This is a genomic window from Staphylococcus arlettae (genome assembly GCF_025560845.1).
Lineage (GTDB): Bacteria > Bacillota > Bacilli > Staphylococcales > Staphylococcaceae > Staphylococcus > Staphylococcus arlettae.
The window spans coordinates 2,399,769-2,415,994 of the sequence record NZ_CP094803.1 but is presented as its reverse complement, the minus strand read 5'-3'; the positions used below and the strand labels follow the sequence as shown (position 1 = coordinate 2,415,994).

At 41.5% G+C, this 16,226-nt stretch carries 8 protein-coding genes, 1 tRNA gene and 5 rRNA genes; 11 read left to right on the top strand and 3 right to left on the bottom strand.

All coding sequences use genetic code 11. From position 1 onward, the window contains the following. The first annotated feature begins 196 nt into the window (after positions 1–196). The 6 genes from MUA37_RS11820 (at position 197) to rrf (MUA37_RS11795) (ending at position 8,605) form a co-directional block, all read left to right on the top strand. Positions 197–3,118: ribosomal RNA gene (locus MUA37_RS11820) — 23S ribosomal RNA — on the top strand. Between the two features lie 78 nt (positions 3,119–3,196). Next, positions 3,197–3,311 (top strand): 5S ribosomal RNA (gene rrf / locus MUA37_RS11815). Between the two features lie 251 nt (positions 3,312–3,562). Further along, a 16S ribosomal RNA gene (locus MUA37_RS11810) occupies positions 3,563–5,115 on the top strand. Positions 5,116–5,227: 112 nt separating this feature from the next. After that, positions 5,228–5,304 (top strand) — tRNA-Ile (locus MUA37_RS11805). Positions 5,305–5,490: 186 nt separating this feature from the next. After that, positions 5,491–8,412 (top strand): 23S ribosomal RNA (locus MUA37_RS11800). A 78-nt stretch (positions 8,413–8,490) separates the two neighbouring features. Further along, positions 8,491–8,605, top strand: a 5S ribosomal RNA gene (gene rrf, locus MUA37_RS11795). Together the 16S, 23S and 5S rRNA genes with 1 tRNA gene alongside form the textbook arrangement of a ribosomal RNA operon. A 586-nt stretch (positions 8,606–9,191) precedes the next feature. Here the strand turns inward: rrf (MUA37_RS11795) and pdxR are convergent. Continuing rightward, positions 9,192–10,565: a MocR-like pyridoxine biosynthesis transcription factor PdxR gene (gene pdxR, locus MUA37_RS11790; RefSeq protein WP_142019901.1), complete on the bottom strand. Its 1,374-nt coding sequence runs from the start codon at positions 10,563–10,565 to the stop codon at positions 9,192–9,194. A gap of 97 nt (positions 10,566–10,662) precedes the next feature. Here pdxR and pdxS point away from each other — a divergent pair, with 97 nt between their 5' ends. Both pdxS and pdxT read left to right on the top strand, forming a co-directional pair. Next, positions 10,663–11,550, top strand: coding sequence for a pyridoxal 5'-phosphate synthase lyase subunit PdxS (pdxS, locus tag MUA37_RS11785; RefSeq protein ID WP_002509395.1), 888 nt, complete (start codon positions 10,663–10,665; stop codon positions 11,548–11,550). A gap of 1 nt (position 11,551) precedes the next feature. Further along, entirely contained in the window at positions 11,552–12,127 is a 576-nt protein-coding gene (gene pdxT / locus MUA37_RS11780) for a pyridoxal 5'-phosphate synthase glutaminase subunit PdxT (protein WP_103388474.1), read from the top strand. A gap of 114 nt (positions 12,128–12,241) precedes the next feature. On the opposite strand, the gene MUA37_RS11775 is transcribed toward pdxT, so the two are convergent. After that, positions 12,242–12,430 carry a hypothetical protein gene (locus MUA37_RS11775; protein ID WP_002509397.1) on the bottom strand — a complete coding sequence of 63 codons (189 nt, stop codon included), beginning with the start codon at positions 12,428–12,430 and terminating at the stop codon, positions 12,242–12,244. A gap of 378 nt (positions 12,431–12,808) precedes the next feature. Further along, positions 12,809–14,023, bottom strand: a complete 1,215-nt coding sequence (locus MUA37_RS11770; protein WP_262624633.1) for a NupC/NupG family nucleoside CNT transporter — start codon at positions 14,021–14,023, stop codon at positions 12,809–12,811. A 157-nt stretch (positions 14,024–14,180) separates the two neighbouring features. Between MUA37_RS11770 and MUA37_RS11765 the strand changes: the two genes are divergently transcribed. Genes MUA37_RS11765 through MUA37_RS11755 form a run of 3 tightly spaced genes read left to right on the top strand, consistent with a single transcriptional unit; the run spans position 14,181 to position 16,221 of the window. Then, on the top strand, positions 14,181–14,642 hold the full coding sequence (locus tag MUA37_RS11765) for a CtsR family transcriptional regulator (RefSeq protein WP_107376800.1): 462 nt from the start codon (positions 14,181–14,183) through the stop codon (positions 14,640–14,642). A gap of 18 nt (positions 14,643–14,660) precedes the next feature. Further along, positions 14,661–15,218 carry a UvrB/UvrC motif-containing protein gene (locus MUA37_RS11760; RefSeq protein ID WP_142019897.1) on the top strand — a complete coding sequence of 186 codons (558 nt, stop codon included), beginning with the start codon at positions 14,661–14,663 and terminating at the stop codon, positions 15,216–15,218. Then, the gene (locus MUA37_RS11755; RefSeq protein ID WP_142019895.1) at positions 15,211–16,221 is read left to right on the top strand and encodes a protein arginine kinase; all 1,011 of its coding nucleotides are present in this window, start codon (positions 15,211–15,213) and stop codon (positions 16,219–16,221) included. Before MUA37_RS11760 ends, MUA37_RS11755 begins: the two co-directional genes overlap by 8 nt. Positions 16,222–16,226 lie beyond the last annotated feature (5 nt).

Here is a 16,226-nt window from a genome sequence, read left to right as displayed (position 1 = left end):
AATTTGAGGATTCAACATAAATTGTACATTGAAAACTAGATAAGTAAGTAAAATATAGATTTTACCAAGCAAAACCGAGTGAATTAAAGTTTGAAAAAGCTTGAATTCAAAACAAATAATCGCTAGTGTTCGAAAGAACACTCACAGATTAATAACATTTTGGGTTTAAATGAAACGATGTTTGATTTAAACAAACGATTAAGTTATTAAGGGCGCACGGTGGATGCCTTGGCACTAGAAGCCGATGAAGGACGTTACTAACGACGATATGCTTTGGGGAGCTGTAAGTAAGCTGTGATCCAGAGATTTCCGAATGGGGAAACCCAGCACGAGTTATGTCGTGTTATCGACATGTGAATATATATCATGTCTGAAGGCATACCCGGAGAACTGAAACATCTTAGTACCCGGAGGAAGAGAAAGAAAAATCGATTCCCTGAGTAGCGGCGAGCGAAACGGGAAGAGCCCAAACCAATAAGCTTGCTTATTGGGGTTGTAGGACACTCTATACGGAGTTACAAATGTATAAATTAGACGAATTATCTGGAAAGATAAATCAAAGAAGGTAATAATCCTGTAGTCGAAAATTTATACACTCTTGAGTGGATCCTGAGTACGACGGAGCACGTGGAATTCCGTCGGAATCCGGGAGGACCATCTCCCAAGGCTAAATACTCTCTAGTGACCGATAGTGAACCAGTACCGTGAGGGAAAGGTGAAAAGTACCCCAGAAGGGGAGTGAAAGAGAACTTGAAACCGTGTGCTTACAAGTAGTCAGAGCCCGTTAATGGGTGATGGCGTGCCTTTTGTAGAATGAACCGGCGAGTTACGATCTGATGCAAGGTTAAGCAGCAAATGTGGAGCCACAGCGAAAGCGAGTCTGAATAGGGCGTTGAGTATTTGGTCGTAGACCCGAAACCAGGTGATCTACCCATGACCAGGCTGAAGTTCAGGTAACACTGAATGGAGGGCCGAACCGACTTACGTTGAAAAGTGAGCGGATGAGTTGTGGGTAGCGGAGAAATTCCAATCGAACCTGGAGATAGCTGGTTCTCTCCGAAATAGCTTTAGGGCTAGCCTCAAGTGATGATTATTGGAGGTAGAGCACTGTTTGGACGAGGGGCCCTTCTCGGGTTACCGAATTCAGACAAACTCCGAATGCCAATCAATTTAACTTGGGAGTCAGAACATGGGTGATAAGGTCCGTGTTCGAAAGGGAAACAGCCCAGACCACCAGCTAAGGTCCCAAAATATATGTTAAGTGGAAAAGGATGTGGCGTTGCCCAGACAACTAGGATGTTGGCTTAGAAGCAGCCATCATTTAAAGAGTGCGTAATAGCTCACTAGTCGAGTGACACTGCGCCGAAAATGTACCGGGGCTAAACATATTACCGAAGCTGTGGATTGTCCGTAGGACAATGGTAGGAGAGCGTTCTAAGGGCGTTGAAGCATGATCGCAAGGACATGTGGAGCGCTTAGAAGTGAGAATGCCGGTGTGAGTAGCGAAAGACGGGTGAGAATCCCGTCCACCGATTGACTAAGGTTTCCAGAGGAAGGCTCGTCCGCTCTGGGTTAGTCGGGACCTAAGCTGAGGCCGAAAGGCGTAGGCGATGGACAACAGGTTGATATTCCTGTACCACCTCAATTCGTTTTAAGCGATGGGGGGACGCAGTAGGATAGGCGAAGCGTACGATTGGATTGTACGTCCAAGCAGTAAGACTGAGTATTAGGCAAATCCGGTACTCATTAAGGTCAAGCTGTGATGGGGAGAGGAATTTATTCCTCGAGTCGTTGATTTCACACTGCCAAGAAAATCCTCTAGCTAGAATTATGGTGCCCGTACCGCAAACCGACACAGGTAGTCAAGATGAGAATTCTAAGGTGAGCGAGCGAACTCTCGTTAAGGAACTCGGCAAAATGACCCCGTAACTTCGGGAGAAGGGGTGCTTTCTAGGGTTCACGCCCAGGAAAGCCGCAGTGAATAGGCCCAAGCGACTGTTTATCAAAAACACAGGTCTCTGCTAAACCGTAAGGTGATGTATAGGGGCTGACGCCTGCCCGGTGCTGGAAGGTTAAGAGGAGTGGTTAGCTTCTGCGAAGCTACGAATCGAAGCCCCAGTAAACGGCGGCCGTAACTATAACGGTCCTAAGGTAGCGAAATTCCTTGTCGGGTAAGTTCCGACCCGCACGAAAGGCGTAACGATTTGGGCACTGTCTCAACGAGAGACTCGGTGAAATCATAGTACCTGTGAAGATGCAGGTTACCCGCGACAGGACGGAAAGACCCCGTGGAGCTTTACTGTAGTCTGATATTGAAATTCGGCACAGCTTGTACAGGATAGGTAGGAGCCTTAGATACGTGAGCGCTAGCTTACGTGGAGGCGTTGGTGGGATACTACCCTCGCTGTGTTGGATTTCTAACCCGCACCATTTATCATGGTGGGAGACAGTGTCAGATGGACAGTTTGACTGGGGCGGTCGCCTCCTAAAGAGTAACGGAGGCGCTCAAAGGTTCCCTCAGAATGGTTGGAAATCATTCACAGAGTGTAAAGGCATAAGGGAGCTTGACTGCGAGACTTACAAGTCGAGCAGGGTCGAAAGACGGACTTAGTGATCCGGTGGTTCCGCATGGAAGGGCCATCGCTCAACGGATAAAAGCTACCCCGGGGATAACAGGCTTATCTCCCCCAAGAGTTCACATCGACGGGGAGGTTTGGCACCTCGATGTCGGCTCATCGCATCCTGGGGCTGTAGTCGGTCCCAAGGGTTGGGCTGTTCGCCCATTAAAGCGGTACGCGAGCTGGGTTCAGAACGTCGTGAGACAGTTCGGTCCCTATCCGTCGTGGGCGTAGGAAATTTGAGAGGAGCTGTCCTTAGTACGAGAGGACCGGGATGGACATACCTCTGGTGTACCAGTTGTCGTGCCAACGGCATCGCTGGGTAGCTATGTATGGACGGGATAAGTGCTGAAAGCATCTAAGCATGAAGCCCCCCTCAAGATGAGATTTCCCAACTTCGGTTATAAGATCCCTCAAAGATGATGAGGTTAATAGGTTCGAGGTGGAAGCATAGTGATATGTGGAGCTGACGAATACTAATCGATCGAAGACTTAATCAATTTTAATAGGTTTTACTTGGTTCACTTATTTTACTTACTATCTAGTTTTGAATGTATAACTTACATTCACATACATTGTCTGGTGACAATGGCAAGGAGGTCACACCTGTTCCCATGCCGAACACAGAAGTTAAGCTCCTTAGCGCCGATGGTAGTTGGATTTACATCCCGCTAGAGTAGGACGTTGCCAGGCAATTCCATTTTGACCGTAAGGTCGTTTTTTTATGGAAGTTTTATCGATAAAAAAATAATTTTATTTCATTATTGACTTTATAAGTTGATTCATGTATAATTAATTCTTGTCGGTAAAAGAAATGAACATTGAAAACTGAATCGCAATATGTCAACGTTAATTCCAAACGCAACGACAACGATCGTTGGTTTAAATGTGTTAGAGATAACACACAAATTAGTATTTTATGAGCTAATCAAACATCATAATTTTTTATGGAGAGTTTGATCCTGGCTCAGGATGAACGCTGGCGGCGTGCCTAATACATGCAAGTCGAGCGAACAGATAAGGAGCTTGCTCCTTTGACGTTAGCGGCGGACGGGTGAGTAACACGTGGGTAACCTACCTATAAGACTGGAATAACTCCGGGAAACCGGGGCTAATGCCGGATAACATTTAGAACCGCATGGTTCTAAAGTGAAAGATGGTTTTGCTATCACTTATAGATGGACCCGCGCCGTATTAGCTAGTTGGTAAGGTAACGGCTTACCAAGGCAACGATACGTAGCCGACCTGAGAGGGTGATCGGCCACACTGGAACTGAGACACGGTCCAGACTCCTACGGGAGGCAGCAGTAGGGAATCTTCCGCAATGGGCGAAAGCCTGACGGAGCAACGCCGCGTGAGTGATGAAGGGTTTCGGCTCGTAAAACTCTGTTATTAGGGAAGAACAAACGTGTAAGTAACTGTGCACGTCTTGACGGTACCTAATCAGAAAGCCACGGCTAACTACGTGCCAGCAGCCGCGGTAATACGTAGGTGGCAAGCGTTATCCGGAATTATTGGGCGTAAAGCGCGCGTAGGCGGTTTCTTAAGTCTGATGTGAAAGCCCACGGCTCAACCGTGGAGGGTCATTGGAAACTGGGAGACTTGAGTGCAGAAGAGGAAAGTGGAATTCCATGTGTAGCGGTGAAATGCGCAGAGATATGGAGGAACACCAGTGGCGAAGGCGACTTTCTGGTCTGTAACTGACGCTGATGTGCGAAAGCGTGGGGATCAAACAGGATTAGATACCCTGGTAGTCCACGCCGTAAACGATGAGTGCTAAGTGTTAGGGGGTTTCCGCCCCTTAGTGCTGCAGCTAACGCATTAAGCACTCCGCCTGGGGAGTACGACCGCAAGGTTGAAACTCAAAGGAATTGACGGGGACCCGCACAAGCGGTGGAGCATGTGGTTTAATTCGAAGCAACGCGAAGAACCTTACCAAATCTTGACATCCTTTGACCACTCTAGAGATAGAGTTTTCCCCTTCGGGGGACAAAGTGACAGGTGGTGCATGGTTGTCGTCAGCTCGTGTCGTGAGATGTTGGGTTAAGTCCCGCAACGAGCGCAACCCTTAAACTTAGTTGCCAGCATTTAGTTGGGCACTCTAGGTTGACTGCCGGTGACAAACCGGAGGAAGGTGGGGATGACGTCAAATCATCATGCCCCTTATGATTTGGGCTACACACGTGCTACAATGGACAATACAAAGGGCAGCTAAACCGCGAGGTCATGCAAATCCCATAAAGTTGTTCTCAGTTCGGATTGTAGTCTGCAACTCGACTACATGAAGCTGGAATCGCTAGTAATCGTAGATCAGCATGCTACGGTGAATACGTTCCCGGGTCTTGTACACACCGCCCGTCACACCACGAGAGTTTGTAACACCCGAAGCCGGTGGAGTAACCATTTATGGAGCTAGCCGTCGAAGGTGGGACAAATGATTGGGGTGAAGTCGTAACAAGGTAGCCGTATCGGAAGGTGCGGCTGGATCACCTCCTTTCTAAGGATATATTCGGAACAACTTCTACGAAGTTGAAAAAGGAATAACATTGACATATTGTATTCAGTTTTGAATGCTCATAATTTGAGGATTCAACATAAATAATAGATGAGGGCCTATAGCTCAGCTGGTTAGAGCGCACGCCTGATAAGCGTGAGGTCGGTGGTTCGAGTCCACTTAGGCCCACCATTTTTATTTTATTGTACATTGAAAACTAGATAAGTAAGTAAAATATAGATTTTACCAAGCAAAACCGAGTGAATTAAAGTTTGAAAAAGCTTGAATTCAAAACAAATAATCGCTAGTGTTCGAAAGAACACTCACAGATTAATAACATTTTGGGTTTAAATGAAACAATGTTTGATTTAAACAAACGATTAAGTTATTAAGGGCGCACGGTGGATGCCTTGGCACTAGAAGCCGATGAAGGACGTTACTAACGACGATATGCTTTGGGGAGCTGTAAGTAAGCTGTGATCCAGAGATTTCCGAATGGGGAAACCCAGCACGAGTTATGTCGTGTTATCGACATGTGAATATATATCATGTCTGAAGGCATACCCGGAGAACTGAAACATCTTAGTACCCGGAGGAAGAGAAAGAAAAATCGATTCCCTGAGTAGCGGCGAGCGAAACGGGAAGAGCCCAAACCAATAAGCTTGCTTATTGGGGTTGTAGGACACTCTATACGGAGTTACAAATGTATAAATTAGACGAATTATCTGGAAAGATAAATCAAAGAAGGTAATAATCCTGTAGTCGAAAATTTATACACTCTTGAGTGGATCCTGAGTACGACGGAGCACGTGGAATTCCGTCGGAATCCGGGAGGACCATCTCCCAAGGCTAAATACTCTCTAGTGACCGATAGTGAACCAGTACCGTGAGGGAAAGGTGAAAAGTACCCCGGAAGGGGAGTGAAAGAGAACTTGAAACCGTGTGCTTACAAGTAGTCAGAGCCCGTTAATGGGTGATGGCGTGCCTTTTGTAGAATGAACCGGCGAGTTACGATCTGATGCAAGGTTAAGCAGCAAATGTGGAGCCACAGCGAAAGCGAGTCTGAATAGGGCGTTGAGTATTTGGTCGTAGACCCGAAACCAGGTGATCTACCCATGACCAGGCTGAAGTTCAGGTAACACTGAATGGAGGGCCGAACCGACTTACGTTGAAAAGTGAGCGGATGAGTTGTGGGTAGCGGAGAAATTCCAATCGAACCTGGAGATAGCTGGTTCTCTCCGAAATAGCTTTAGGGCTAGCCTCAAGTGATGATTATTGGAGGTAGAGCACTGTTTGGACGAGGGGCCCTTCTCGGGTTACCGAATTCAGACAAACTCCGAATGCCAATCAATTTAACTTGGGAGTCAGAACATGGGTGATAAGGTCCGTGTTCGAAAGGGAAACAGCCCAGACCACCAGCTAAGGTCCCAAAATATATGTTAAGTGGAAAAGGATGTGGCGTTGCCCAGACAACTAGGATGTTGGCTTAGAAGCAGCCATCATTTAAAGAGTGCGTAATAGCTCACTAGTCGAGTGACACTGCGCCGAAAATGTACCGGGGCTAAACATATTACCGAAGCTGTGGATTGTCCGTAGGACAATGGTAGGAGAGCGTTCTAAGGGCGTTGAAGCATGATCGCAAGGACATGTGGAGCGCTTAGAAGTGAGAATGCCGGTGTGAGTAGCGAAAGACGGGTGAGAATCCCGTCCACCGATTGACTAAGGTTTCCAGAGGAAGGCTCGTCCGCTCTGGGTTAGTCGGGACCTAAGCTGAGGCCGAAAGGCGTAGGCGATGGACAACAGGTTGATATTCCTGTACCACCTCAATTCGTTTTAAGCGATGGGGGGACGCAGTAGGATAGGCGAAGCGTACGATTGGATTGTACGTCCAAGCAGTAAGACTGAGTATTAGGCAAATCCGGTACTCATTAAGGTCAAGCTGTGATGGGGAGAGGAATTTATTCCTCGAGTCGTTGATTTCACACTGCCAAGAAAATCCTCTAGCTAGAATTATGGTGCCCGTACCGCAAACCGACACAGGTAGTCAAGATGAGAATTCTAAGGTGAGCGAGCGAACTCTCGTTAAGGAACTCGGCAAAATGACCCCGTAACTTCGGGAGAAGGGGTGCTTTCTAGGGTTCACGCCCAGGAAAGCCGCAGTGAATAGGCCCAAGCGACTGTTTATCAAAAACACAGGTCTCTGCTAAACCGTAAGGTGATGTATAGGGGCTGACGCCTGCCCGGTGCTGGAAGGTTAAGAGGAGTGGTTAGCTTCTGCGAAGCTACGAATCGAAGCCCCAGTAAACGGCGGCCGTAACTATAACGGTCCTAAGGTAGCGAAATTCCTTGTCGGGTAAGTTCCGACCCGCACGAAAGGCGTAACGATTTGGGCACTGTCTCAACGAGAGACTCGGTGAAATCATAGTACCTGTGAAGATGCAGGTTACCCGCGACAGGACGGAAAGACCCCGTGGAGCTTTACTGTAGTCTGATATTGAAATTCGGCACAGCTTGTACAGGATAGGTAGGAGCCTTAGATACGTGAGCGCTAGCTTACGTGGAGGCGTTGGTGGGATACTACCCTCGCTGTGTTGGATTTCTAACCCGCACCATTTATCATGGTGGGAGACAGTGTCAGATGGACAGTTTGACTGGGGCGGTCGCCTCCTAAAGAGTAACGGAGGCGCTCAAAGGTTCCCTCAGAATGGTTGGAAATCATTCACAGAGTGTAAAGGCATAAGGGAGCTTGACTGCGAGACTTACAAGTCGAGCAGGGTCGAAAGACGGACTTAGTGATCCGGTGGTTCCGCATGGAAGGGCCATCGCTCAACGGATAAAAGCTACCCCGGGGATAACAGGCTTATCTCCCCCAAGAGTTCACATCGACGGGGAGGTTTGGCACCTCGATGTCGGCTCATCGCATCCTGGGGCTGTAGTCGGTCCCAAGGGTTGGGCTGTTCGCCCATTAAAGCGGTACGCGAGCTGGGTTCAGAACGTCGTGAGACAGTTCGGTCCCTATCCGTCGTGGGCGTAGGAAATTTGAGAGGAGCTGTCCTTAGTACGAGAGGACCGGGATGGACATACCTCTGGTGTACCAGTTGTCGTGCCAACGGCATCGCTGGGTAGCTATGTATGGACGGGATAAGTGCTGAAAGCATCTAAGCATGAAGCCCCCCTCAAGATGAGATTTCCCAACTTCGGTTATAAGATCCCTCAAAGATGATGAGGTTAATAGGTTCGAGGTGGAAGCATAGTGATATGTGGAGCTGACGAATACTAATCGATCGAAGACTTAATCAATTTTAATAGGTTTTACTTGGTTCACTTATTTTACTTACTATCTAGTTTTGAATGTATAACTTACATTCACATACATTGTCTGGTGACAATGGCAAGGAGGTCACACCTGTTCCCATGCCGAACACAGAAGTTAAGCTCCTTAGCGCCGATGGTAGTTGGATTTACATCCCGCTAGAGTAGGACGTTGCCAGGCAAAAGTATACAATTGTTAAAACAATTGCATAAGTAGTACTAATGCATTGCATGCAAAGTACTACTTTAGAGCCGAGACCGAGAGGTCTCTTTTTTTATGTTGAAAAATATACAAACTAGACCGTAAGGTCTTTATTATAAAAGTAGAAACGAGGCGAAGTGAAAGCGATTGAAGCTGACGAATGAAACTTGTGACGCAACGCGCTTACGAGAGGTAAGCAAGTCAGGAGCAAGTTGAAAGAGGATAGATGCGAACGCTTGCCACAAGCCGAAAGCCCTTAGCGCCGATGGTAGTGGTTAACATCCCGCTAGAGTAGGACGTTGCCAGGCAAAAGTATACAATTGTTAAAACAATTGCATAAGTAGTACTAATGCATGACATGCAAAGTACTACTTTAGAGCCGAGACCGAGAGGTTTCTTTTTTTATCTTTAAAATATACTATCTAGACCGTAAGGTCTTTATTATAAAAGTAGAAAGTTACGAGGTAAAAAGGTATACAATTGCTGGAGCAATTGCATAAGTAGTACTAATGCATTGCATGCAAAGTACTACTTTAAATGCATTACATGTAAAGTACTACTAATCTTATTTTACAAAGGCATTAATCAATGCATCTGTATGACTTTGGAGTGCTGCTTTTGGTATACCTCCAAATCCAATGATAAATTTGGGTTGTGTCTCTTTTGGATTATATTGGTTCATTGGAACGACCTTTACTTGGTGATCAGACGCTTGTTTTAAGCATTCTTCTAATGTGCTACCGTTAGTAATAGTTAAGGTAAAATGCATTCCTGTTAATGCGCCTTCAATTTGTAATTGGTTTGCATAGGGTTTCAGTCGTTCTAAAATAAATTTGAGCTTATCACTATAAACAGTTCTCATTTTATTAAGGTGACGTTCAAAGCTGCCAGAGTGCATGAAATTCGCTACTAATTGTTGTAAATGCATTGGTACGGTATTACCTTCTTTGTACGGAAGTTGCTGATATCGTGTGAGTAATGGGTTAGGTAGAACGACATATGCAATTCGACAACTCGGATATAAAGATTTCGAGAAAGTACTAATATATATCACTTTATCTTTAGTATCTAGACTTTGTAAGGCCGGAATAGGTTTCCCGGAAAAGCGAAACTCAGAATCATAATCATCTTCAATAATATAACGATTGTCATCTTTTTGAGCCCAATGAATCAGTTGGGTTCTTTTTTTTAGGTTCATGACATAACCAGTTGGAAACTGATGGGATGGCGTAACATAGGCAACATGATGCTTACTTTGTTTAAATGCGTCAATATCAATTCCAGTAGGTGTAACAGGAACTTGTAAATAAGGTATTTGTTTTTTATCCAACACTTGCTTAATTGGAGGATAACTAGGTTGTTCTATAATAAATGATTGATCATCTAAGATATCCGTTAATAAATTAATGAGTTGTTCAGTCGATGAACCGATAATAATTTGATTTGGATGGCTGGTCACGCCACGGCTATTAAATAAATAATGTGCTATTTCTTGTCTTAATTCTTTTAAGCCTTGTGAATCACGATGTTGTAGCAAAGCACGTTGATCATCTTCAAAGATATCACGCGCATGTCGTCTAAATTGTTGCATTGGAAAATATTCAGCGTCAATTTCTGCCATATTAAAAGCGTATTTGTGATGTATAGTCTCTTCGTTTTTTTCTTGATTATCGACATGGGAAGGTTGTGGTGTATCATTTTTATAAATAACAGGTAAAGATTCAATATCTGACACATAATAACCAGAACGCGGTTTAGCATAAATAAACCCTTCATCTAATAAAATTTGATAGGCATGTTCGATAGTAGTATTACTGACTGACAAATGTGCACCTAAAGCACGTTTAGAAGGGAATTTATCATCAGCATGATATTGACCTTCAATGATTTGTTGTTTTAAAGTTTCATAAAGATTGAGGTAAAGCGGTTGTTTCGGCATATAACTGACCCCTTAATTTTATTGAGAATTGTACCTTTTTAAATACCAGTTTATCTCTTAAAATGAATTTAATCAACTATGAAAAGGGGTAAGTAATATGTCAAAAATTACTGGATCAGATAGAGTAAAACGAGGAATGGCTGAAATGCAAAAAGGCGGCGTTATTATGGACGTTGTTAATGCAGAACAAGCTAGAATTGCTGAAGAAGCAGGCGCAGTTGCTGTAATGGCTTTAGAACGTGTGCCTTCTGATATTAGAGCTGCTGGTGGCGTAGCACGAATGGCTAATCCAAAAATTGTAGAAGAAGTAATGGAAGCAGTGTCTATCCCTGTAATGGCTAAAGCACGTATTGGTCATATTACAGAAGCACGTGTTTTAGAATCAATGGGCGTAGATTACATTGATGAATCTGAAGTGTTAACACCTGCAGATGAAGAATATCATTTATTAAAAGATCAATTCACAGTACCATTTGTTTGTGGTTGTCGTAACTTAGGAGAAGCAGCTCGCCGTATTGGTGAAGGTTCTGCGATGTTACGTACTAAAGGTGAACCAGGTACTGGTAATATAGTGGAAGCAGTTAGACATATTCGTCAAGTTAATTCAGAAGTAAGTCGTTTAACTGTAATGAATGATGATGAAATCATGACTGAAGCTAAGAATATTGGTGCACCATATGAAGTATTAAAATCAATTAAAGACAATGGACGTTTACCAGTTGTAAACTTTGCAGCGGGTGGTGTAGCAACACCTCAAGATGCTGCTTTAATGATGGAGTTAGGCGCTGATGGTGTCTTTGTTGGTTCAGGTATTTTTAAATCAGAAGACCCTGAAAAATTCGCAAAAGCCATTGTTCAAGCGACAACACATTATCAAGATTATGAATTAATTGGTCGTTTATCAAAAGAGCTAGGTACTGCTATGAAAGGTTTAGATATAAATCAACTTTCTTTAGAAGAACGTATGCAAGAGCGTGGTTGGTAATATGAAAATTGGCGTACTGGCATTACAAGGTGCAGTTAGAGAACATATTCGTCACATCGAACTGAGTGGACATGAAGGTGTAGCCATAAAACGTGTAGATCAATTAGATGAGATAGACGGTTTAATACTACCTGGTGGTGAGTCGACAACATTGCGTCGTCTAATGGACTTGTATGGATTTAAAGAAGCACTACAACAATCAACATTGCCAATGTTTGGTACTTGTGCAGGTTTAATTGTCTTAGCTAACGATATTGTTGGTGAAAGTGGTTATTTAAACAAGTTGAACATTTCAGTACAACGTAATTCATTTGGGCGTCAGGTAGATAGCTTTGAAGCTGAATTGGATATTCGTGGGATTGCTAAAGATATTGAGGGTGTGTTTATTCGAGCACCACATATTGAATCAGTGCAAGCAGGCGTAAACGTACTGTGTACAGTAGGTGAGAAAATTGTAGCGGTACAAGAAGGGCAGTATTTAGGAGTATCTTTCCATCCAGAATTGACGGATGATTACCGAGTAACACAATATTTCATTGACCATATTGTGCAAGGACAACAAACACACCAAGTATGACAAAATGTATTTAAGTCCATACAAAACTTTATATCATAGTGAAATAACATGTTAGAAGAGTATAAATAAAAAAGGACCTAGAACATTGCAATATGTTCTAGGTCCTTACATTTTTTATGCTGCTGAATATTTTTTATAAAGAACAAATGATGTCGTAGCTCCTGCAACTAATACAGATGTTAAAGATGCCACTTGTTTAATTATTTTCTTTTTACGTTTGGATGAAAATTCCAATTCCCTTTGTACTTGAATTTCAAAATCTTCTCGTGAATCAAAATTAATTACGTCATGAGCCATTTTCATGGAACATCTCCCCTTAATATATAATAATCAGTGCAGTATTTGAGTATTGTGTCAATTTAAAGTACTAATTGTAGTGCTTAATAGCTATAAAACAAAAGCGAAAGTACACGGACTATAGCTGTAAGTTAGAGTGTTACATTGTATAAATTGTGTTACTTCCTTTGAATTAAAATTTGATACTGCACTTCTTGTTCATAGGTATGAATAAATGCACCTACTTATTGAATGATACATGTTTAGATGTAAATTTACAAGTGACAACATTTTAATATGCTACACTATTTAAAATGAAAACACACTCAACGATATTAGGCGATGAGTGTGTTTGTTAGGTTTGTTGTTGTAAAAAATTGATTTAAGCTATTTTAAATTGTATCACTAAATAAAGAAGCCTGCGATTGCTGATGAAATAAATGAAACTAATGTAGCACCGAATAATAATTTCAAACCAAAGCGGGCTACCATGTCACCTTTTTCGTTATTTAATGATTTAATTGCACCGGAAATAATTCCGATTGAACTGAAGTTGGCGAAAGATACTAAGAAAACTGAAACGATACCTTTAGCATGCTCACTCATACCTTTAACTTCACTTAAACTTTGCATCGCAACAAATTCATTGGATAGTAGTTTTGTTGCCATAACAGAACCAGATTGTACTGCATCGCTCCAAGGAATACCAGCTAAAAATGCAAATGGCGCAAAGATAAAACCGATAATTGTTTGGAAGTCCCAATCAATTTGTCCACCTGACAAGCCTGAGAAGATACCGGCAACAAGTCCGTTAAGTAAAGCGATTATAGCAATGTACCCTATTAACATTGCACCAACGATTACAGCAACTTTAAATCCGTCTAAGATGTATTCTCCCAATACTTCAAAGAATGACTGTTTTGAAGCTTCACTTTCTTGCACAATTAATTTATCCTCTTTTTCATCCACACGATATGGATTGATGATAGAAGCGATAATAAAACCACCGAATAAGTTTAAGACTACTGCAGTAACAACGTATTTAGGTTCGATTAATGCAAAGTACGCACCAATGATAGACGCTGATACTGTAGACATAGCAGAAGCTGTTAATGTATATAAACGTTGTTTAGGTATGTATGCTAATTCTTTTTTTAGTGATATAAAAACTTCTGATTGTCCCAAAATAGCAGCGGCAACTGCGTTGTATGATTCTAAGCGTCCCATGCCATTGATTTTAGAAATAAGAAATCCTAGAACATTAATAATCCATGGTAAAATTTTTGTATATTGTAAGATACCAATTAATGCTGAAATAAACACAATAGGTAATAAAACATTAAAGAAGAATGGAGGGTTTTCAGGATCTATATATTCAAATCCTCCAAATACAAAATTTACCCCTTCTGCTGCTTGCGCTAATAGATAGTTAAAACCATTTGAAATACCACCAATAACAGTAATACCAAATTTTGTTTTAAGTAAGATAAAAGCAAAAACTAACTGTATCCCAAGTAACAAACCGACATAATTCCAACGTATATTTTTTCTGTCTGAACTAAACACAACGGCTAGTGCTAAAAATACTACGATACCAATTAAGCCAATAATAATATGCATATTGTTTTTCATCCCTTTAATTTTTTCTTAATATCTATAATACAATAAAAGTAATATAAGTAACATGGATTTTTAAAATTTTTAAATCATATTGGTTGAAAAAGGTCAAAGTTGGTCATATAATATAGTCAAAGAAGGTCAAAAAGAGGTGATAATCATGCACAATATGTCTGACATCATAGAGCAATACATTAAAAAATTATTTGAAGACTCCAATGAAGATGCTGTAGAAATTCAGCGCGCACATATAGCGCAACAATTTGATTGTGTACCTTCGCAACTTAATTATGTCATTAAAACACGTTTTACAAATAAACATGGTTATGAAATTGAAAGTAAACGAGGTGGTGGAGGCTATATTCGAATCACAAAAATTGAAAATAATGACGCAAGCGGATATATTAATCATCTACTCCAAATTATTGGTCCTTCAATATCTCAACAACAAGCGTACTATATTGTAGATGGCTTATTAGAAAAAGGTTATATTAGCGATAGAGAAGCTAAAATGATTAATGCAGTAGTAGATAGAGAAACATTAAAAATGGATGTAGTAGCACGTGATATTATTAGAGCTAATATTATGAAAAGACTATTACCGATCATAAATTATTATTAAAAGAGCGAGGTGATTACCGTGTTGTGTGAGAATTGTCATTTAAATGAAGCCGAAGTTAAGGTAGCAGTAAAAGGAAAAGACGGTATTCAAGAAAAATGGGTATGTACCACTTGCGCTAAAGGGAACAACCCTTGGACACAAGATAGTCAAGTAGAACAACAAGATGATATAGAAGGTGCCTTTGTTGTAAAACAAATATTACAACACTTAGCAGCTAAACACGGTATCAATTTTGATGAAATTACGATTAAAGAAGCTAAACGTTGTCCAACATGTCAAATGTCTTTACGTGATATCGCACATGTAGGTAAGTTTGGCTGTGCACAATGTTACGATACATTTAAAGAAGATATTGTAGATATTGTAAGACGTGTGCAAGGGGGTCAATTTGAACACACAGGTAAAACACCTCATTCGTCCCATAAAAAATTAGCGTTAAAAAAACAAATTGAAGAAAAAACCAACCATTTAACACAGTTAATTGAAGAACAAAACTTTGAAGAAGCTGCTATTGTCAGAGATGAAATCAAAGCATTAAAAGCAGACAGAGATAGCGAGGTGACACGTGATGAGTGATAAAGACTTAAATGCACATATGAGTGATTGGATGCGTGAAGGAACTGATTCACCAGTTATTATGTCATCAAGGATTAGATTGGCACGAAATTTAGAAAAACACGTGCACCCGTTAATGTTTCCATCTGAACAAGAAGGTTATAGAGTAGTTAATGAAGTTCAAGATGCGCTTCCCGAGTTAGCTGTACAACATTTAGATCAAATGGATCAACGCAGTAAATTTAAACTCGTTGCGAAACATCTTATTAGCCCTGAATTAATTAAACAACCAGCGGCAGCAGTGTTATTAAATGAAGATGAATCATTAAGTTTAATGGTCAATGAAGAAGATCACTTACGTATTCAAGCAATGGGCAATGATTTATCACTACAATCATTGTTTGAACAAGCTTCACAAATTGATGATCAGTTGGATGCTAAGTTAGACATCAGTTTTGATGAAACTTTAGGTTATTTAACAACATGTCCTACAAACATTGGTACAGGGATGCGTGCTAGCGTGATGCTACACTTACCTGGATTATCCATTATGAAAAGGATGAATCGTATTGCACAGACTATTAATCGCTTTGGATTTACAATGCGAGGGATATACGGTGAAGGTTCACAAGTATATGGGCACATCTATCAAGTATCTAATCAATTAACGTTAGGTAAAACAGAAGCCGAAATTATCGATAGTTTAACTGAAGTAGTACAACAAATTATTAATGAAGAATTACAAATTAGAGAACAGTTAGACCGTCATAATTACGTTGAAACACAAGATAGAGTATATCGTTCGTTAGGAATCTTAAAGTATAGTAGACTGATATCAATGGAAGAAGCTTCATTTAGGTTAAGTGAAGTTAAATTAGGGTTAGATTTAGGATATATCACACTTGAAGATTTTAAGTTCAATGAGCTGATGATTGCCATTCAGTCACCATTTTTAATAGATGATGAAGATGAAAAATCAGTGAATGAAAAAAGAGCTGATATCTTGAGAACATATATAAAATAGGAGGT

Coding starts and splice junctions, on each gene's coding strand:
- pdxR (WP_142019901.1), bottom strand. CDS start 10,565: ATGCCGAAACAACCGCTTTACCTCAATCTTTATGAAACTTTAAAACAA.
- pdxS (WP_002509395.1), top strand. CDS start 10,663: ATGTCAAAAATTACTGGATCAGATAGAGTAAAACGAGGAATGGCTGAA.
- pdxT (WP_103388474.1), top strand. CDS start 11,552: ATGAAAATTGGCGTACTGGCATTACAAGGTGCAGTTAGAGAACATATT.
- MUA37_RS11775 (WP_002509397.1), bottom strand. CDS start 12,430: ATGAAAATGGCTCATGACGTAATTAATTTTGATTCACGAGAAGATTTT.
- MUA37_RS11770 (WP_262624633.1), bottom strand. CDS start 14,023: ATGCATATTATTATTGGCTTAATTGGTATCGTAGTATTTTTAGCACTA.
- MUA37_RS11765 (WP_107376800.1), top strand. CDS start 14,181: ATGCACAATATGTCTGACATCATAGAGCAATACATTAAAAAATTATTT.
- MUA37_RS11755 (WP_142019895.1), top strand. CDS start 15,211: ATGAGTGATAAAGACTTAAATGCACATATGAGTGATTGGATGCGTGAA.